The organism is Pseudomonas sp. KUIN-1 (assembly GCF_009176725.1).
Lineage (GTDB): Bacteria > Pseudomonadota > Gammaproteobacteria > Pseudomonadales > Pseudomonadaceae > Aquipseudomonas > Aquipseudomonas fragariae.
In genome coordinates this window covers 743619-761566 of the sequence record NZ_AP020337.1, presented here as the reverse complement: position 1 = coordinate 761566, position 17948 = coordinate 743619, and the positions used below count along the sequence as shown (strand labels likewise).

General features: G+C 61.3%; 17 protein-coding genes. 9 read left to right on the top strand and 8 right to left on the bottom strand.

What is annotated here, in order from left to right; genetic code table 11:
* Positions 1-4: 4 nt before the first annotated feature.
* The 4 genes from fecE (at position 5) to KUIN1_RS03590 (ending at position 4230) form a co-directional block, all read left to right on the top strand.
* Positions 5-796, top strand: a complete 792-nt coding sequence (gene fecE, locus KUIN1_RS03605; RefSeq protein ID WP_024652351.1) for a Fe(3+) dicitrate ABC transporter ATP-binding protein FecE — start codon at positions 5-7, stop codon at positions 794-796.
* 264 nt (positions 797-1060) lie between these two features.
* Entirely contained in the window at positions 1061-2155 is a 1095-nt protein-coding gene (locus KUIN1_RS03600; RefSeq protein WP_004407996.1) for a BMP family ABC transporter substrate-binding protein, read from the top strand.
* Between the two features lie 77 nt (positions 2156-2232).
* The gene (locus KUIN1_RS03595; RefSeq protein ID WP_116886415.1) at positions 2233-3198 is read left to right on the top strand and encodes a 2-oxoglutarate and iron-dependent oxygenase domain-containing protein; all 966 of its coding nucleotides are present in this window, start codon (positions 2233-2235) and stop codon (positions 3196-3198) included.
* Between the two features lie 78 nt (positions 3199-3276).
* Entirely contained in the window at positions 3277-4230 is a 954-nt protein-coding gene (locus KUIN1_RS03590; RefSeq protein WP_116886416.1) for an adenosine deaminase, read from the top strand.
* Between the two features lie 159 nt (positions 4231-4389).
* Here the strand turns inward: KUIN1_RS03590 and KUIN1_RS03585 are convergent, their stop codons facing one another.
* On the bottom strand, positions 4390-5082 hold the full coding sequence (locus KUIN1_RS03585) for an ArsR/SmtB family transcription factor (RefSeq protein ID WP_116886417.1): 693 nt from the start codon (positions 5080-5082) through the stop codon (positions 4390-4392).
* 436 nt (positions 5083-5518) lie between these two features.
* Positions 5519-6442 carry a LysR family transcriptional regulator gene (locus tag KUIN1_RS03580; RefSeq protein ID WP_004407991.1) on the bottom strand — a complete coding sequence of 308 codons (924 nt, stop codon included), beginning with the start codon at positions 6440-6442 and terminating at the stop codon, positions 5519-5521.
* Between the two features lie 116 nt (positions 6443-6558).
* Here KUIN1_RS03580 and KUIN1_RS03575 point away from each other — a divergent pair, with 116 nt between their 5' ends.
* A complete protein-coding gene (locus tag KUIN1_RS03575) occupies positions 6559-7572 on the top strand; it encodes a zinc-binding alcohol dehydrogenase family protein (RefSeq protein ID WP_003431856.1) in 1014 nt (337 codons plus the stop codon).
* A 60-nt stretch (positions 7573-7632) separates the two neighbouring features.
* Here KUIN1_RS03575 and KUIN1_RS03570 read toward each other — a convergent pair whose 3' ends face one another.
* Together KUIN1_RS03570 and KUIN1_RS03565 are read right to left on the bottom strand one after the other, a co-directional pair.
* Entirely contained in the window at positions 7633-8829 is a 1197-nt protein-coding gene (locus KUIN1_RS03570; protein ID WP_011266545.1) for a multidrug effflux MFS transporter, read from the bottom strand.
* A gap of 137 nt (positions 8830-8966) precedes the next feature.
* Positions 8967-9164 (bottom strand): heavy-metal-associated domain-containing protein, encoded by a 198-nt coding sequence (locus tag KUIN1_RS03565; protein ID WP_003366461.1) that lies wholly within the window; start codon positions 9162-9164, stop codon positions 8967-8969.
* A 164-nt stretch (positions 9165-9328) separates the two neighbouring features.
* Between KUIN1_RS03565 and KUIN1_RS03560 the strand changes: the two genes are divergently transcribed.
* The 3 genes from KUIN1_RS03560 (at position 9329) to cueR (ending at position 12372) form a co-directional block, all read left to right on the top strand.
* Positions 9329-9709 (top strand): hypothetical protein, encoded by a 381-nt coding sequence (locus KUIN1_RS03560; protein ID WP_003318651.1) that lies wholly within the window; start codon positions 9329-9331, stop codon positions 9707-9709.
* Between the two features lie 69 nt (positions 9710-9778).
* Positions 9779-11977: a heavy metal translocating P-type ATPase gene (locus KUIN1_RS03555; RefSeq protein WP_152091834.1), complete on the top strand. Its 2199-nt coding sequence runs from the start codon at positions 9779-9781 to the stop codon at positions 11975-11977.
* Entirely contained in the window at positions 11974-12372 is a 399-nt protein-coding gene (gene cueR / locus KUIN1_RS03550) for a Cu(I)-responsive transcriptional regulator (protein WP_024638250.1), read from the top strand. The genes KUIN1_RS03555 and cueR overlap by 4 nt, the downstream gene beginning before the upstream one ends.
* A gap of 794 nt (positions 12373-13166) precedes the next feature.
* Here cueR and KUIN1_RS03535 read toward each other — a convergent pair.
* On the bottom strand, positions 13167-14063 hold the full coding sequence (locus tag KUIN1_RS03535) for a PA4780 family RIO1-like protein kinase (protein ID WP_003318655.1): 897 nt from the start codon (positions 14061-14063) through the stop codon (positions 13167-13169).
* Positions 14064-14307: 244 nt separating this feature from the next.
* A complete protein-coding gene (locus KUIN1_RS03530) occupies positions 14308-15111 on the bottom strand; it encodes an AraC family transcriptional regulator (RefSeq protein WP_011266540.1) in 804 nt (267 codons plus the stop codon).
* An 84-nt stretch (positions 15112-15195) separates the two neighbouring features.
* Here KUIN1_RS03530 and KUIN1_RS03525 point away from each other — a divergent pair, with 84 nt between their 5' ends.
* Positions 15196-16224 carry a bile acid:sodium symporter family protein gene (locus KUIN1_RS03525; RefSeq protein WP_152091832.1) on the top strand — a complete coding sequence of 343 codons (1029 nt, stop codon included), beginning with the start codon at positions 15196-15198 and terminating at the stop codon, positions 16222-16224.
* A 7-nt stretch (positions 16225-16231) separates the two neighbouring features.
* Here the strand turns inward: KUIN1_RS03525 and KUIN1_RS03520 are convergent, their stop codons facing one another.
* Both KUIN1_RS03520 and KUIN1_RS03515 read right to left on the bottom strand, forming a co-directional pair.
* Positions 16232-17629, bottom strand: a complete 1398-nt coding sequence (locus KUIN1_RS03520) for a DUF726 domain-containing protein (RefSeq protein WP_152091831.1) — start codon at positions 17627-17629, stop codon at positions 16232-16234.
* A gap of 32 nt (positions 17630-17661) precedes the next feature.
* Positions 17662-17940 carry a hypothetical protein gene (locus KUIN1_RS03515; protein WP_011266537.1) on the bottom strand — a complete coding sequence of 93 codons (279 nt, stop codon included), beginning with the start codon at positions 17938-17940 and terminating at the stop codon, positions 17662-17664.
* Between the last annotated feature and the right edge of the window lie 8 nt (positions 17941-17948).

Below are 17948 nucleotides of genomic sequence, written 5' to 3'. Positions count from 1 at the left end.
TCCCATGACTATTCTGAAGGCGCAGCAACTCGACATCGGCTACGGCGCAACGCGCATCGTGCAAGACCTGTCGTTCAGCCCGCCGCCTGCGCAGGTCACTGCGCTGATCGGCCCCAATGGTTGCGGCAAATCCACTCTGCTCAAGGCCTTCGCCCGAATTCTCACCCCGCAAGCGGGCAGTCTCAGCCTGGATGGCACCGCCTACGGCAAGCTGTCGGCCAACGAGCTGGCGCGCAAGGTGGCTTTTCTGCCGCAAGTACTGCCGATTCCGGAAGGCGTCAGCGTACGCCAGCTGGTGGCGTACGGCCGCAGTCCGCACAACAGCCTGTGGGGACGTCTGAGTGGCGCCGATCAGCACAGTGTCGATCAAGCCTTGCAGCGCATGGAGCTGGACACACTGGCCGAGCGCCCACTGTCCGACCTGTCCGGCGGGCAACGACAACGCGCCTGGCTGGCGATGATCCTTGCGCAGGACGCGGCCATCGTCCTGCTCGACGAGCCGACCACCTATCTGGACATCAGCCATCAGGTCGAACTGCTGGACCTGATGCGTGAACTCAGCGCCGAAGGCAAGACGGTGATTACCGTGCTGCATGACATCAATCAGGCCTGCCGCTACGCAGACCATCTGGCGGTCATGCAGGCCGGGCGTCTGGTGACCTGCGGCGTACCGGGCGATGTGCTGACGGCCGAGCTGGTCTGCCAGGTGTTCGATGTGCAAGTGCAGATCATGCGCGAACCCGTGGCAGGCACACCGATGTGCATCGTCGAGCGCAGCACGCGCTGCACCAGTTAGCGGCGCAGCCCACAGCGCCTGCACCTTCGCGCTGCACTACGCGTTACACACAAGTCTGTTTTAGATTCTGGCGGAAGGCCCCGGTCGCTCCCACACCCTGCGGGCAGAAACCTGAAAGTCACATATTCCAGGCTCATCGAAACCTATGTACAACAATAGGCGCGCTGCGCAGGGAAGCAAGCCCGCATCGTAAGTTGTCCTGTTGGTCAGTTAATTGCATTGCTCGGGTAGGCATTCCAACAAGACCGCAAGGAGCTAGACCCGATGCACCTGACCAACCCACGTCGTCCCCTGAAAAAACTGCTGTGCGCCGTCGCCGCCGTTGTCGGCATCGGCTCCAGCCTGCTCGCCTCGGCAGCCGATCCGCTGAAAGTCGGCTTCGTCTACATCGGCCCTATCGGCGACCACGGCTGGACCTATCAGCACGAGCAGGGGCGCCAGGCGATGGTCAAGGCGCTGGGTGACAAGGTCACCAGCAGCTACGTGGAAAACGTGCCGGAAGGTGCAGACGCCGAGCGGGTCATCCGCAATATGGCCAAGGGCGGTTACGACCTGATCTTCAGTACCTCGTTCGGTTACATGAACCCCACACTGAAAGTCGCCAAGCAATTCCCCAAGGTGAAGTTCGAGCACGCGACCGGCTACAAGCAGGACAAGAACATGGGCACTTACCTGGCCCGCACCTATGAAGGTCGCTACGTGAGCGGTTACATCGCCGCGAAGATGACCAAGACCAAGAAGATCGGTTATGTCGCCTCGTTCCCGATTCCTGAAGTGCTACGCGACATCGACGCCATCCAGCTGGCGCTGAACAAATACAACCCGGGCACCGAGATCAAGGTGGTGTGGGTCAACTCCTGGTTCGATCCGGGCAAGGAAGCCGATGCGGCCAACGCGTTGATCGATCAGGGCGTGGACGTGGTATTCCAGCACACTGATAGTCCTGCGCCGATCCAGACCGCCGAGCGTCGTGGCGTGTATGCCGTCGGTTATGCCTCGGACATGGCTCACTTCGGACCAAAAGCAGTGCTGACCTCCATCGTCAACAACTGGGGCCCGCACTATATCCAGGCGGCCGAAGGCGCCATCGCGGGCACCTGGAAACCACAGGATTACTGGGGCGGCCTGAAGGAAGGAACGGTCGAATTGCCGATCAGCGACGTGGTGCCTGCTGACGTGAAGGCCGAGGCGCAGAAGATCATCGCCAGCATCGAAAGCGGCGAATTCCACCCGTTCACCGGCCCGATCAAGGACCAGAACGGCACGGTGAAAATTGCTGACGGCGTGGTCGCGACCAACGCCGAGCTGGCGTCGATGAACTACTACGTCGAAGGCATCAAGGCCGAGCTGCCGAAGTAATCAGCCCGTCAGCTGCCTGACCATCGTGCCTGCCGCGCCAGGCACGATCATCGACACTTCCCTTTCAGGACCGGTTAATGGACCAGCTTCCCGTCATCGACATCGCCCCGCTCTACGGCACGGACACTCAGGCCTGGCAGGATGTCGCCCGGCAAATCGACAGTGCCTGTCGGGCGTGGGGCTTCTTTTACATCAAGGGCCACCCAATCAGCGCGCAACGCATCGAACAGGTGCAAGCGGCGGCAAAGGACTTCTTCGCCCGGCCGGCAGCTGAAAAGCTCCTGATCGACATCACCCAAAGCACGCACCATCGCGGCTACGGCGCCATCGCCACCGAACAACTGGACCCCAGCCTGCCGAGCGACCTCAAGGAAACCTTCGACATGGGCCTGCACCTGGATGCCCGTCATCCCGACGTGCTGGCGGGTAAACCGCTGCGTGGGCCAAACCGGCATCCGGACATTCCCGGCTGGGAAACCCTGATGGAGCAACACTATCTGGACATGCAGGCGCTGGCGCAAACCCTGCTGCGCGCCATGACCCTGGCACTGGGCATCGAGCGCGATTTCTTCGATCAGCGCTTCAAGGACCCGGTCAGCGTACTGCGCATGATTCATTACCCGCCGCGTAGTACGGCGACCTCAGCCGAGCAACAAGGCGCAGGCGCGCATACCGATTACGGCTGCATCACCCTGCTGTATCAGGACACGGCGGGCGGCTTGCAGGTGCGTGATGTGCGTGGCGAATGGATCGACGCGCCACCGCTTGACGGCACCTTCGTGGTCAATCTGGGCGACATGATGGCGCGCTGGAGCAACGATCGTTATCTGTCCACGCCGCACCGGGTCATCAGCCCGCTCGGGGTTGATCGCTACTCCATGCCGTTCTTTGCCGAACCGCACCCCGACACGCGCATCGAATGCCTGCCTGGTTGCCAGAGCGACGATCATCCGGCCCGCTATCCGGTGACCACCTGCGCCGAATTTCTGCTGTCGCGCTTCGCGGATACCTACGCTTATCGCCGCGAACAGGAGGCAAGTTGAACGTTCGGTCAGGTTTTACCCTGCGCAGCGACGTGCATCTGTAGAATGCCCGGGATCTGCACCTGATGAGAAAAGAATATGTACGACTGGTTGAACGCCCTGCCCAAGGCAGAACTGCACTTGCACCTCGAAGGCTCGCTGGAACCCGAGTTGCTGTTCGCCCTGGCCGAGCGCAACAGGATTGCCCTGCCGTGGGATGACGTCGAAACCCTGCGCAAGGCATATGCCTTCAACAACCTGCAGGAATTCCTCGACCTGTATTACCGGGGCGCGGACGTATTGCGCACCGAGCAGGACTTCTACGACCTGACCTGGGCCTACCTGCTGCGCTGCAAGGCACAGAACGTTGTCCACACCGAACCGTTCTTCGATCCGCAAACCCATACCGACCGTGGCATCCCGTTTGAAGTGGTACTGGCCGGGATTACCGGTGCGCTGAAAGACGGCAAGTCGAAGCTGGGCGTCGACAGCGGCCTGATCCTGAGCTTCCTGCGCCACCTGTCCCAGGAAGAGGCCGAAAAAACCCTCGATCAGGCGCTGCCGTTCCGTGATGCGTTCGTCGCCGTAGGCCTCGACAGCTCGGAAATGGGTCACCCGCCAAGCAAGTTCCAGCGTGTGTTCGATCGCGCGCGCAACGAGGGCTTCCTGACCGTGGCCCATGCCGGAGAAGAAGGTCCGCCGGAATACATCTGGGAAGCACTGAACCTGCTGAAGATCCAGCGCATCGACCACGGTGTTCGCGCCATCGAAGACGAGCGGCTGATGCAGCGCATCATCGACGAACAGATCCCGCTGACCGTCTGCCCGCTGTCCAACACCAAGCTTTGCGTGTTCGACGACATGGCCCAGCACAACATCCTCGACATGCTCGAGCGCGGCGTGAAGGTCACCGTCAATTCGGACGACCCGGCCTACTTCGGTGGCTACGTGACCGAGAACTTCCACGCGCTGTACACCCACCTGGGCATGACCGAAGATCAGGCCAAACGCCTGGCGCAAAACAGCCTGGATGCACGACTGGTCAAGCCCTAGAGAGTGATTGAGCGGCTATCCCCATCGTTCCTCACGCTCCGCGTGGCAATGCCTTTCGCGACGCTCTGCGTCGCAAGAGGACGCGGAGCGTCCGGAACTGCATGCCTACGCGGAGCGGTGGCACGATGTTGGTGGAGCGAGCAACACCCACCGCTCCAGTCAGGCCGCCGCTGCGATCTTGCTGATTTCCCGCTGCCCACTGGATGAGACCTGCAAGGTGCTGGACTCTTCAGTGGTGCGCAGCCAGCCCATCTGAATGAACAGCTGCAACAACCCCGCCCCCAGCGCGCCGCCAAGATGCGGATTGCGATCGTTCCACTTCGGACAGACACACACCGTTTCACGCTTGCGTTGCGCCAGTGCGGGTATGTAGATGCCGCGTTCGGCAAATCTGGCCACCCCCTTGCTGGTGACCTCGACGCGCTTCTCCTGCTGTTCTATCCAGCCGGCTTCCAGCAGGCGCTGATAAAGCTCGGCAGCCATTTCGCCACCCAGATGATCGGAGCAGATTCTTGCACGGCGCAGCGGCAAGGGCGGCCGAGGCTGGGCAAAGCGACGATTGATCTGTTCAGTACTGGCCAGCGAGGCACAGGCCAGCGCCTCGACCGCGGCCCCCACTTCCGGCGCAGCGAGGCGAAAGAAACGCTTGCGGCCGCGAACCTCCTGTTTCAACAGACCACCGCTGGTCAGCCGCGCCAGATGAGCGCCAGCAGAAGAAGTCGAGAGTCCCGCCAGGATTGCCAATTCGTTGGCAGGGCGAGCAGTACCATCCATCAGTGCCCAGATCATTGCGCTGCGCTTGGGGTCGGCCAGCAAAGTTGCGATCTGGCTGATGCAAGGTCCGTATTCCATGTGTTCACTCCCTGTTGAAACATTCATCTATGGTGATGACTGGGTGAAAGCAATCACGCCTCGGTAGAGTTCAACGTGGCTCTTATATGTAATGACAAGTATAAACTCTATGCCCTGCGCCCCCGCTGGGTGAAAAGCGCCTCCTACACACTGCGGGCACACCACGACGTAAAAAATCGCCCAACTGTGGCGCACTCCTTCAACACCAAGTTGTACCCGCGACTACGCCGCAACCCCTCTATACAAGGGGTTTGCAGCGACACTTCAAAAGGGGATTAAAAAGACAAGCGTAATGGCTATGACAAAAATGCCAAATCCACTCAACAACAGTCAGTTTCAACTTTGTCCCGACAGTGAAACTTCACGTTATTGAAATGCCTTTGAAAATTATATTTTCCGACACTTCCGAAGGCTATTTCCTACCGGGACGCGGCGATTAAAACAAGTTTGCGGACGACAGACCTACAGCATGTTGCTTACACCGTGACCTGAGCATTTCCAGTAACAGAATGACAGGCTTACTGAGTTGCGCCCGATGCGCGCACAACAGGTTCAACGGCGCCCGCTCCCCGACCAGGTCAGGCATCAACACTTTCAGGTGCCCGGCCCGCACATCTGCGGCCACGTCCAGCCAGGATTTGTACGCCACACCTTCACCTGCAACCGCCCAGCGGCGCACGACGTCGGCATCGTCGCTGAACCGGTTGCCGCTGACCGTCAGACTGATTTCGCGCTTGCCGTCGTTCAGCGTCCAACGGTCATGAACGCGATCGCCGAGCATGAACAGCAAGCAGTTATGCTGCGCCAGTTGCTCGACCTGATGCGGCTCGCCATGACGCTGCAGGTAACTCGGCGCCGCACACAATACCCGGCGGTTGTCAGGCAACACTGGCAGTGCGACCAGGCTGGAATCTTCCGGCTCGCCGTAGCGCAGCGCCACGTCGACAGGCTGGCGGAACAGATCGGCAATACGATCACCCAGCAGCAGACGCACGGTCAGTTGCGGATGCTGCTGTTGAAATTCGTCGAGCCACGGCAACAGCACGTTGCGCCCCAGGTCCGACGGCGCCGAGAGTTGCAGCACGCCCTCGCAACGGTCCTGGCTGCTGGCCAGCAAGCGCCGCCCCTCCTCGAGGCTGCCCAGTGCAGCGCGGGCGTATTCCAGAAACCCCTCACCTTCGGCGGTCAGGCGCAGGCTGCGCGTCGAACGGGCCAGCAAGCGCGTCCCCAACTGCCGTTCAATACGCTTGAGCGCCGCGCTGGCAACCGCCGCAGACATGTCCATGACCCGCGCTGCGGCAGAAAGGCTGCCCAGATCCGCCGCACGTACGAATAACTGCAAGTCATCAAAACGCAGCATCATGCCCTCGTATTATCAAAATAAAATTGAAAGAGCCTGCCGTTTTAGCGGGTTTTATCTTTACTGGAAATAGCCAATGATCTCTTCATCACTTTTTTCTTTGGAGAGGCCCTGACATGAAAGCCATTGCGTACTACCAGTCCCTGCCCATCAGCGACGTGAAATCATTGCAGGATATCGAGCTGCCCGAGCCGGTGGCTGGCGATCGCGATTTGCTGGTCGAGGTCAAGGCCATCTCTGTAAACCCGGTGGACACCAAGATCCGCCAGAACGTCCAGCCTGAAGACGGTGCAGGCAAGGTGCTCGGCTGGGACGTGGCGGGTGTGGTGAAAGCCGTCGGCAGCCAGGTCACACTGTTCAAACCGGGCGACAAAGTGTTCTATGCCGGTTCCCTGACCCGGCCAGGTGCCAACAGCGAGCTGCACGTGGTGGACGAACGCATCGTCGGCCACATGCCGAAGACCCTGAGCTTCGCCCATGCCGCAGCGCTGCCGTTGACAGCCATCACCGCCTGGGAACTGCTGTTCGAGAGATTGCAGATCCCGCAGCAAAAAGGTGAAGGCGCACACAGCCTGCTGATCGTCGGCGCCGCCGGTGGCGTGGGTTCGATCCTGACCCAGCTGGCGCGCAAACTGACATCGCTGAAGGTCATCGGCACCGCCTCGCGGCCCGAGACCGAAAGCTGGGTCAGCGAACTGGGCGCGCACCATGTGCTGGATCACAGCAAGCCGCTGAGCGAAGAACTCAAACGCGTCGGCCTGAACCACGTGACTCATGTCGCCAGCCTGACCCAGACCGAACAGCATCTGGATCAGCTCGTCGAAGCGCTCAAGCCACAAGGCAAACTGGCGCTGATCGACGATCCCAAGTCGCTGGACGTGTCGAAGCTCAAGCGCAAGAGCCTGTCGCTGCACTGGGAATTCATGTACACGCGGTCGATGTTCGAAACAGAGGACATGATCGAGCAGCACAACCTGCTCAACCGGGTTGCCGAGCTGATCGACGCCGGGACGCTGAAAACCACCTTTGGCGAGCACTTCGGCACCATCAATGCCGAAAATCTGCGCCGCGCTCATGCCCTGCTGGAAAGCGGCAAGGCCAAGGGCAAGGTCGTACTGGAAGGTTTCTGAGCCGTCTGAAGTCGAGGGTGTCAGTCACGCCCGGCGCGACTGACACCACCGCTTTGGCGATCAGGCGGTCTGGAGCGATGCGTCGCGCCGGGCCTGCGCACGTCGCGTCAGCACCGAGAGGCCCACGGTCAGCACGCCGCACAGGCTGATGACCAGCGCCATCGGTGTGGCCGTGCCGTCATGCAGCACGCCCACCAGACTGGCAGCGACGGCGGCAACGCTGAATTGCAGACAACCCAGCAACGCCGAGGCACTGCCCGCGCGCGCCCATTGGCCATTCATGGCGCAGGCCGACGCATTGGGGATGATGCAGCCCAGGCTTGCCACGCAGATGAACAGCGGCACCAGCAGTGGCCACAGCGCCTCGGTGCGCAGCCCGCTGATCGCCAGCAACACCAGCCCGGCAGCCAGATAAATCCAGACCGTGCGCGACAGCAAAAACGCCGGGCCGGTCTTGCGCAAGATACGCGCGTTGATCTGCGCCACCAGAATGAAGCCCGCCGCATTCATCCCGAACAGCCAGCCGTAGTGCTCGGCAGGCACGCCATACAGTTTGATGAACACAAACGGCGAGCCTGCGACGTAGGCGAACATCCCGGCCATGGCGATGCCGCCGGTCAGCGCGTGACCGATGAACACACCGTCCTTGAACAGATTGAGGTACTGGCCCAGCGCGCCGCTCAATGGCTGACGCGGCGTGGTGGCCGGCATGCTTTCCGGCAACCCCAGCGCAACCGCCGCCAGGCAGGCACCGCTGAACAGGGCGAGGCTGACGAAGATCGATTGCCAGCCAAAGGTACTGACCAGCACACCACCCAGCATCGGGGCCAGAATCGGTGCCAGGCCCATGACCAGCATCAGTTGCGAGAAGACCTTGGCCGACTCGACGGCGTTGCACTTGTCGCTGACGATGGCGCGTGACAAGACCATCCCGGCACAGCCGCCCAACGCCTGCACGAAGCGCGCGGCAATCAGCCATTCAAGACTCGGCGCAAAGGCGCAGGCGACCGAGGCAAGCATGAACAGGGTTACGCCGACCAGCAGCGGAATGCGCCGACCGAACCGGTCTGCCACCGGGCCATAGGCCAGTTGCCCCAGGGAAAGTCCCAGAAAGTAGGCCGCCAGGGTCAGTTGTACGTGTTTTTCATCGGTCCCGAAATACGAGGCCATGGCCGGAAAGCCAGGAAGATAGAAGTCGATGGCCAGAGGGCCGAAGGCGCTCAATGAGCCAAGGATAAGGATCGTTCGTAGATTCATCGGGTGTCCATTCACAGATGCAGAGCAACGGGCTAGTTTACCCGGCTTACCTTGCAGAGAACGACGAACGGGGGAATTAATTCAAAACTTTTCAATGTTTACAGACCGGGAGACCGCATCGATCTCCCGGGGCAGGGTCATGCCGGCTGTGCCTGATAACCCTCTTCGCTGATCAAACTGACAATCCGCTCGGGCGACAGGCTGCTTTGCACCTTGACCTGCTTGCTGGCCAGTTCGACCTGAACATCGGCACTCGGGTCGTCATGTTTGATGGCCTCGGTCACCGCGCGAACACAATGCCCGCAGGTCATGCCTTGAACGTTGAATAACTGCATGATGTCACTCCTTCAGTGATGAACAGCGAGCATCTTCAACCTTGTCATCATGGCAAGGTCAAGTTTCTGCCATTGCTGCCGGGCTGGCATTCGGCGTAATCGTGAGCCAAGCTGGGTTATCGACACCTCTATCGTCAGCCACATTTACATCAGGAGTATCAGCGATGCGCTGGTCAGCAGTCAGCCTCTTCAGCATTCTCGGTTTCCTGGCTATCACACCTGCCACTCAGGCGGCTCAGGACTACGGCATCCTGATCATTTCTCGAGAGCGCCTGGAAGTCGCGACTTCCTGCGAGATCGGCATCTACGTACAGGACCGTCTGGCCGGCAGGCTGTATCAGGAAGACTCGGTGTCCTTCAACCTGCCTGCCGGTGAAGTGTCGGTGCGATTGAGCACCCTGCGCGGCAATGTCGTGGGCTGTGAGCCCGGCATGGAAGCGCCGCGCAGCACCAAGATCCAGCTGCGTGCGGGGGATATTCTCAAGTACCGTATCGCCGCCGACCTGAACGGGATGTACCTCAAGAAAGCCGACCTCAACTATTGATTCGCGCTTGACCTTGCCCGTATGGCAAGGTTGATCCTTGCAGGTAGCCAGCCTCAGGGAGTGATTCACATGCAAGACACCACCACCTTCGACCTGCCGATCAGCGGCATGACCTGCGCCAGTTGCGCAGGTCGGGTCGAGCGTGCCCTGGCCAAAGTGCCGGGGGTCAACAGCGTGACGGTTAACCTGGCCAATGAACGTGCCCATGTAGACACCGCAGCGCACACCGATCCGCAAACCCTGATCGACGCCGTCAGCCGTGCCGGTTATAGCGCCACGCTGAACCAGGATCGTCACGCCGAAGCCGACCAGAAAGCCCGTCACCTGCACCACGAGCGCTGGGCCTTGCTGCTGGCCATCGTGCTGGCGCTACCTTTGATCCTGCCGATGCTGCTGACACCGCTGGGCGTGCACTGGATGCTGCCTGCGTGGGTGCAATTTGCGCTGGCGACGCCGGTGCAGTTCATCCTTGGCGCACGTTTTTACGTAGCCGCCTGGAAAGCCGTGCGCGCAGGTGCCGGCAATATGGACCTGCTGGTCGCGATCGGTACCAGCGCCGGCTACGGCCTGAGCGTCTATCAATGGCTGCACGCTGCGCCCGGAACGACGCCGCACCTGTATTTCGAAGCATCGGCGGTGGTGATCGCGCTGGTGCTGTTGGGCAAATACCTGGAAAGCCGCGCCAAGCGCCAGACCGCCAGTGCCATCCGCGCCCTCGAAGCGCTGCGCCCGGAGCGCGCCCTGCGGGTAGTCGATGGCCTCGAACAGGACGTCGCGATCAGCGCGCTGCAGCTCGATGATCGGGTGCTGGTCAAACCCGGCGAGCGCTTCCCGGTGGACGGCGAAGTGGTCGAAGGCCGCAGCCATGCCGACGAAGCGCTTATCACCGGTGAAAGCCTGCCGGTGGTCAAGCAACCGGGCGACAAGGTCACCGGCGGGGCAATCAATGGCGAAGGCCAATTGTTGATCAGGACCACCGCGCTGGGCGCGGAAACGGTGCTGGCGCGCATCATTCGTCTGGTCGAAGACGCTCAGGCAGGCAAAGCCCCGATCCAGAAGCTGGTGGATAAAGTCAGCCAGGTGTTCGTGCCCACCGTGCTGGTGATTGCCTTGTTCACACTGGCCGGCTGGCTGCTGGTCGGTGCCTCGCTGGAAGTCGCGCTGATCAATGCCGTTGCCGTACTGGTGATCGCCTGCCCTTGCTCCCTGGGCCTGGCGACGCCGACAGCGATCATGGCCGGGACCGGTGTGGCAGCGCGTTACGGCATTCTGATCAAGGACGCCGAGGCACTGGAACGGGCTCACGAGGTCGATGCCGTGGTGTTCGACAAGACCGGCACGCTGACTTCGGGCACGCCGCGTATCACTAACATGAGCGCGGTGCTGGGCAATGAAGAACACCTTCTGCAACTGGCGGGCGCGCTGCAACGCGGCAGTGAACACCCCTTGGCCAGAGCGGTGCTGGATGTCTGTCAGGAATGGCAACTCAAACCTGATGCCGCGCAAAACAGCCGCGTCCTGAGCGGTCGGGGCATCGCCGGCACCGTTGAGGGCCGTGAACTGGCGCTGGGCAATCGACGCTTGCTGGAGGACAGCGGCCTGCCGATGGGCGATCTGGCCGAGTCCGCACGCATCTGGGAAGCCGAGGGGCGCACGCTGTCCTGGCTGATCGAGCAGGCTCCGGAGCCGAAAGTGATCGGTATGTTCGCCTTCGGTGACACGCTCAAGCCTGGAACCGATCAGGCAATCAAAGCGCTGAATGCGCGCGGCATCAGCAGCCATCTGCTGACCGGCGATAACCGGGGCAGTGCTCAGGTGGTTGCCAGGGCATTGGGCATACACGATGTGCATGCCGAAGTATTGCCTGCCGACAAGGCAGCCACCGTCACTCAACTGAAAAGCTACCATGTGGTGGCGATGGTCGGTGACGGCATCAACGATGCTCCGGCGCTGGCGGCAGCGGATGTCGGTATCGCGATGGGCGGCGGGACCGATGTCGCCATGCATGCAGCGGGCATCACCCTGATGCGCGGCGACCCGCGACTGGTTCCGGCGGCTCTGGACATCAGCCGGAGGACCTACGCGAAAATCCGCCAGAACCTGTTCTGGGCGTTCGTCTACAACCTGATCGGCATTCCCCTCGCGGCACTGGGCTATCTCAATCCGGTATTGGCGGGCGCGGCGATGGCGCTGTCGAGCGTCAGCGTAGTGAGCAATGCGCTGCTGCTGAAAACCTGGAAACCCCGCGACCTGGAGGACGCACCATGAATATCGGTCAGGCGGCGAAAAGCAGTGGCTTGAGCGCGAAGATGATCCGCTATTACGAGTCCATCGGTTTGCTGCAAGCGGCCCATCGCAGCGACAGCGGCTATCGCCTGTACAACGCGGACGATCTGCACACGCTGGCGTTCATCAAGCGCTCAAGGGACCTGGGGTTTTCGCTGGAAGAGGTCGGCAAACTGCTGACTCTCTGGCAGGACCGCCAGCGAGCCAGCGCCGACGTCAAGGCACTGGCCCGCCAGCACATCGCCGAGCTGAACCGCAAAATCGACGAACTGGCGAGCCTGCGCGACACGCTTCAGGAACTGGTGGAACACTGCCACGGCGACGACCGCCCCGACTGCCCGATCCTCAAGGACCTGGCATCGGGCGGGTGTTGCTAGCCACTTCCACAAGGGTCTCACTGCATCCACTCGATGGAGCGCCTGCACGCACTCCCGTGGGAGCGAGCTTGCTAGCGAAAGGGCCGGTACAGCCTTCGAAAACAGTGCGCCTGATACATCGTCTTCGCGAGCAAGCTCGCTCCCACAAGGGTCTTACTGCATTCAATCGGCGGAGCGCCTGCCACACGCACTCCCTGTGGGAGCGAGCTTGCTCGCGAAAGGGCCGGTACAGGCTCCGAAAACAGCGCGCGTGATACATCGTCTTCGCGAGCAAGCTCGCTCCCACAGTGGTCTTACTTACTGCATCACTCGACGGAGCGCCTGCCACACGCACTCCCTGTGGGAGCGAGCTTGCTCGCGAAAGGGCCGGTACAGGCTCCGAAAACAGCGCGCCTGATCCATCGCCTTCGCGAGCAAGCTAGCTCCCACAAGGGGCTTACTGCATGCAATCGGCGGAGCGCCTGCCACACGCACTCACTGTGGGAGCGAGCTTGCTAGCGAAAGGGCCGGTACAGCCTTCGAAAACAGCGCGCCTGATCAATCGCCTTCGCGAGCGAGCTCGCTCCTACAGTGGTCTTACTTACTGCATCACTCGACGGAGCGCCTGCCACACGCACTCCCTGTGGGAGCGAGCTTGCTCGCGAAAGGGCCGGTACAGCCTTCGAAAACAGCGCGCCTGATCAATCGTCTTCGCGAGCAAGCTCGCTCCCACAGTGGTCTTACTTACTGCATCACTCGACGGAGCGCCTGCCACACGCACTCCCTGTGGGAGCGAGCTTGCTCGCGAAAGGGCCTTACTGCATCCACGGCGGCGGTGGCTCTTCGGTGGATTTGCTCGGTGGCGCGTCGTCTGCCGCACGAGCTGCCTGGCGGCGGGCTTCGTCGAGGCGGGCGGCTTCGATTTCGCGCAGTACGCCGCCCACATCGGCTTCGTCCTCAGGCTCATCGAATTCACCGGTCAGCACCGTGGCGGGCGACAAGGTGCCTGCCTCGTAGTACGACCACATCTCCTTGGCGTATTTGGTCTTTCTGAGCTCCGGCGCGAAGCGGCCGAAGTACAGCGCCATGTTGCCGACGTCGCGCTCCAGCATGCTGAACGCGTGGTTATTGCCCGCGGCATCGACCGCTTGCGGCAAGTCGATGATGACAGGGCCGGACGGCGCCAGCAGCACGTTGAACTCGGACAGGTCACCGTGCACCAGACCGGCACACAGCATCAGCACGATCTGCTCGATCAGGAATGCGTGATACTCGCGCGCCTGATCCGGCTCCAGCACGACGTCGTTCAGACGCGGCGCTGCATCGCCATACTCGTCAGCTACCAGTTCCATGAGCAGCACGCCTTCCAGGAAGTCGTACGGCTTGGGCACCCGGACACCTGCGCCGGCCAGACGAAACAGCGCAGCCACTTCGGCATTCTGCCAAGCGTCTTCGGTTTCCTTGCGCCCGAACTTCGAGCCCTTGGCCATGGCGCGGGCCTGACGGCTGTTGCGTACCTTGCGACCTTCCTGATACTCGGCCGCCTGACGGAAACTGCGTTTGTTAGCCTCCTTGTAAACCTTGGCACACCGCAGCTCATTGCCGCAACGCACCACATAAACAGCTGCCTCTTTACCACTCATGAGCGGGCGCAGCACCTCGTCGACCAGACCGTCTTCGATCAGGGGTTCAATGCGTTTAGGAGTTTTCATCAGCTTTTATTGTGGGTCCTTTGTTGCCAGATACGCGATTGTTGCCGTTATACGGCAATCCTCCGCCAGCGAGTAGGGGTAACCCCCTGTGGATTGAAAGGTTTTTTAAGAAAAAACCACGCAATCCCCCGGTTTAAAGCACCTTTCGTGCCGTACAGCCGGTGAAAGATATTCCGGGACAAAACATGTAAAAGCAGAAAAAACAGCGTTAGATGCACTCGTTAGTGCACAAGGCATCCACGCCTTACTTGAACAAGTCACCGGGGGTGTGGCCGAACAAACCCTTGAAGGCTGCGATGAACGCTGACGTCGAGTCATAACCGCAGGCCAGCGCGGTCCGCGTCACACTGGCGCCCTCTTCCAGTGCAGACAGCGAAGACAGCAGCCGTGCCCGCTGCCGCCAGCCACGAAAGCTCAATCCGGTTTCGCGCTGAAACAGGCGCATCAGGGTCTTCTCGGAGGTCCCGAGGCGGGCGGCCCAGTCGTGCAGGGTGATCAAGCGCCCCGGCTCTTCGATCAACTCATTGCACAGCCCCAGCAAACGCGGATGACGTGGCAACGGCAGTGAAAAACCCACTTCGGGCAGTTGCGCCAGTTGATCCAGCAGCACCTGCACCAGCCGCGCCTCATGGCTGTCCTGCTCGGGATAATCCACGGGCAACAGGCAGAAGCTCTTGATCAGCTCGCGGGCCAGTGGCGTGACTTCCAGTACCCTGCAGCGCTGCGGTGCCCACCCCGAATCTGCCGTGCGAATGTACAGGCTGCGCATTTCGGCGCGCATCGAGGTCACCACCTCATGCTCGAGCCCGGCAGGCACCCAGACGCCCCACTGCGGCGGCGCAAAGAAACTGCCCTCGGCGGTATGCACACCCAGAACCCCGCTGATCGCGTAGGAAAACTGCACCCAGTCGTGGCGATGGGGCGGCGTCCAGGAACCGGCGCTGAGGCTTTCGGCACGGGCATACAGCGGGCGCGGCAGGCCGGACAAGGCCGGTATCTGCCGTTCGCCTGTGAGCTGTCGCTGATTGATCTGTCCGTTACTCGGCATCTTATGGCCTTATGTCGCAAGACGGCTATGGAGCAACAGAGTAGCCTGCACGCCTCTCTGTTTACAAAAATTCTCCGGCCCCCTATGCAATCACTCAAACACTTCAAGCGCGTCGCCACCGACTGGTTCCTCTGGGGCATGGTGCTGGCGACGGTACTCGCCTATTTCTTCCCGCGTTTCGGGGCTACCGGCGGCAGCATGCACGCTGAGTACGTCATCAAGGTCGGCGTGTTCGTAGTGTTCTTTCTGCATGGCGTGAATCTGTCCAGCGAGCAGATCAAGAAAGGCCTGACCAACTGGCGCTTGCACGTGATGATCCAGGTCTTCACCTTCGTGGTGTTCCCGCTGATCTGGCTGGCGTGCAACAAGCTGCTGGGCTCGCAGGTGCCAGCGCCGCTGATGCTGGGCTTCCTCTACCTGTGCGCCCTGCCCTCGACCATTTCCTCCTCTGTGGCGCTGACCGGCAGCGCAGGCGGCAATGTCCCGGCAGCGATTCTCAATGCCAGCATGTCCAGTGTCATCGGGATTTTCATCACCCCGTGGCTGGTCAGCCTGGTGGTCGGCACCGGCGCTGGCGGGATCGATCTGGGCGATACGCTGCTCGACCTGTGCGCCATGCTCCTGCTGCCACTGGTGCTTGGCCAGTTAATGCGGCCGCTGCTGGGCAAGTTCTTCGCCCGTCACAAGAAATACACCAACCTGATCGACAAGCTGGTGATTCTGCTGCTGGTGTATGCGGCGTTCTGCAACTCGATGATCTCCGGCATGTGGCAAAGCCAGGGCAACAGCGTGATCCTGACCGCGTTCATCGGCACCGCGCTGCTGCTGGCGGTGATCCTGTTGATGACCACCCGCACGGCGCGGGTGCTCAAGTTCGATCATGCCGACAAGGTCGCGGCGGTGTTCTGCGCCACCAAGAAGTCCCTTGCTGCAGGCGCGCCGATGGCTGCGCTGATTTTCGGCAGCAATCCGGGGCTTGGCCTGATTCTGTTGCCGATCATGATCTACCACCCGATGCAGCTGATCGTGTGCTCGATCATCGCCGAGAGCTACGCCAGTCGTCATCGCCAGCAGCTTTCGGCCGCCGCCCTGGAAGAAGCTCGCGCCGCGTGATTGCGGCTTACATCAGCGCGTCATCATCCAGCGTGACGCGCGCGTAGAAGACGATCGCCACGGTGGGGATCAGTGCGGAATAACCCGGTCGCAGCGCAGTGCCGAAGTGCGTCAACAAGCGTTGCACCGGGGCCTGGCGAATTGCACCGAGCAAGCCCTTGACCGCGACGGGCGCCTCGTCGGGCTGCGCGGTCTTGAAAAACGCCGCCACGGTCAGGCGCTCGGCCAGTGCATCGACATGCGCGGCATAGATATCCCAGCTCATCGCGCGGACACTGGCACGCGGCATCTGCACCAGCGGGTGCGCGCTGTTGAACGCATGGCGAAAGAACGTTCTGAGCAGCAGCTCTTCCACTTCGACCACCGTCGCGCACTGGTGCAGCGCATCGCCCAGACCGTATTGCCGCGCCAGCATGCCCAGCACTCGCGTATAGGGCACGCCACGACGCCGGGCGGCATTGATCAGAAAGTGCCCGGCGACCAGCTGGAATTCGCGCACGAAGGCGTAAGTGCGGTCCGCTTCAGTGGCCTTGAGTCGCGTCCAGCGGCTGCTACGCAAATGCGTGATGGCCGCCTCCAGCACGTAGTCCGGCGAACGGGCCAGAACGCTGTGCAGCCAGACGTCCTGCAGGACCGGGTCGCGAGTCATTGTCGGTAGCACCGCAACGCCGGTTTCCAGCCCTTCACAGCCACTGAAGCGAGTGGCAATCAATACTTCCTGCAAGCGCTGCCAGTAATGGTGATGGCGATAACCTCGCATGCGCACATTCTCGAAGTGTTCGACCGGCGTACGTCCCAGGCTCTTTTCGCCCAGATTCAGCAACAGCACATGATCTTCCGTGGAGTACGCATTGATCAGCCGTCCGCTGATTTTCTGCTTGAGCCGCTCGGCCTCGGCAGCATCAATGCGTACGGCAGCGGCCATCAGCAATACGTCGCCCACCACCAGCCCGTGTTCGGGTGTCTGCTGCAGCTCCTTGAGCGCGCTGACCAGCAGCCGGCCGCCCAGTGAATGGCCGATCAGATTGACCTGCCTGACGTCGGGATGATGTTCGAACAGGTAGCGATCCAGCTGCGCCAACAGCACCTTGCCCATGTCGCGGGCACGGTTGCGGATACGCGCAAAATGAACGACCCGGTCCCCTGCCAGCGCCGCCGCGCCCGCGAGCGGGTGCACACGGGCAGCCGCCATCAGCAGGCCACGGGAACGGTTGTCCATCTGGGTGAAATGGCTGGATGGCCAGAACGCCAGAATGTTCACACTCTGGCGCAAGGCGCCGGGGATGCTGTTGGCCAACAGGCGTCGGTCATCCAGATCATGCCCTGACGAGTAGCCGTGAATGAAGACGTTGGCGACCTCGCCCGAGGTCTTGGGCAGGGTCAGAAACTTGAAATGATTTTCCACGTTGTCCTGTCACACATGGGCGGATTGCACGCTCAATTGCTGGCGATGAAGCGCTTGGCGATCAGTACGATCAGTCGCAGGCAGAACATGATACCGGTCACCGCGATGACCCATTTGGCCACCAGCAGGAAATAAACCTCTATTTCATCGGAGACCAGCCCCACCAGCAAGCCCATCCCGCCGATCAGCAAACCGATCAGCATCAGCCCGATATAAGGCCTCAGCCAGCGAGTACGCGCGCCTTTGTCGAACAGATAGAACACGGTGCCGATCAGAATCAGCAGTACCGATACGCCAATAATGAACCCCATGCCTTACC

Excerpts from the sequence above, each read along its gene's own strand:
- KUIN1_RS03555 (WP_152091834.1), top strand. The coding sequence starts at position 9,779 with ATGCAAGACACCACCACCTTCGACCTGCCGATCAGCGGCATGACCTGC.
- KUIN1_RS03600 (WP_004407996.1), top strand. The coding sequence starts at position 1,061 with ATGCACCTGACCAACCCACGTCGTCCCCTGAAAAAACTGCTGTGCGCC.
- KUIN1_RS03590 (WP_116886416.1), top strand. The coding sequence starts at position 3,277 with ATGTACGACTGGTTGAACGCCCTGCCCAAGGCAGAACTGCACTTGCAC.
- cueR (WP_024638250.1), top strand. The coding sequence starts at position 11,974 with ATGAATATCGGTCAGGCGGCGAAAAGCAGTGGCTTGAGCGCGAAGATG.
- KUIN1_RS03535 (WP_003318655.1), bottom strand. The coding sequence starts at position 14,063 with ATGAAAACTCCTAAACGCATTGAACCCCTGATCGAAGACGGTCTGGTC.
- KUIN1_RS03525 (WP_152091832.1), top strand. The coding sequence starts at position 15,196 with ATGCAATCACTCAAACACTTCAAGCGCGTCGCCACCGACTGGTTCCTC.
- KUIN1_RS03595 (WP_116886415.1), top strand. The coding sequence starts at position 2,233 with ATGGACCAGCTTCCCGTCATCGACATCGCCCCGCTCTACGGCACGGAC.
- KUIN1_RS03560 (WP_003318651.1), top strand. The coding sequence starts at position 9,329 with ATGCGCTGGTCAGCAGTCAGCCTCTTCAGCATTCTCGGTTTCCTGGCT.
- KUIN1_RS03570 (WP_011266545.1), bottom strand. The coding sequence starts at position 8,829 with ATGAATCTACGAACGATCCTTATCCTTGGCTCATTGAGCGCCTTCGGC.
- KUIN1_RS03565 (WP_003366461.1), bottom strand. The coding sequence starts at position 9,164 with ATGCAGTTATTCAACGTTCAAGGCATGACCTGCGGGCATTGTGTTCGC.
- KUIN1_RS03585 (WP_116886417.1), bottom strand. The coding sequence starts at position 5,082 with ATGGAATACGGACCTTGCATCAGCCAGATCGCAACTTTGCTGGCCGAC.
- KUIN1_RS03575 (WP_003431856.1), top strand. The coding sequence starts at position 6,559 with ATGAAAGCCATTGCGTACTACCAGTCCCTGCCCATCAGCGACGTGAAA.
- fecE (WP_024652351.1), top strand. The coding sequence starts at position 5 with ATGACTATTCTGAAGGCGCAGCAACTCGACATCGGCTACGGCGCAACG.
- KUIN1_RS03515 (WP_011266537.1), bottom strand. The coding sequence starts at position 17,940 with ATGGGGTTCATTATTGGCGTATCGGTACTGCTGATTCTGATCGGCACC.
- KUIN1_RS03580 (WP_004407991.1), bottom strand. The coding sequence starts at position 6,442 with ATGCTGCGTTTTGATGACTTGCAGTTATTCGTACGTGCGGCGGATCTG.
- KUIN1_RS03530 (WP_011266540.1), bottom strand. The coding sequence starts at position 15,111 with ATGCCGAGTAACGGACAGATCAATCAGCGACAGCTCACAGGCGAACGG.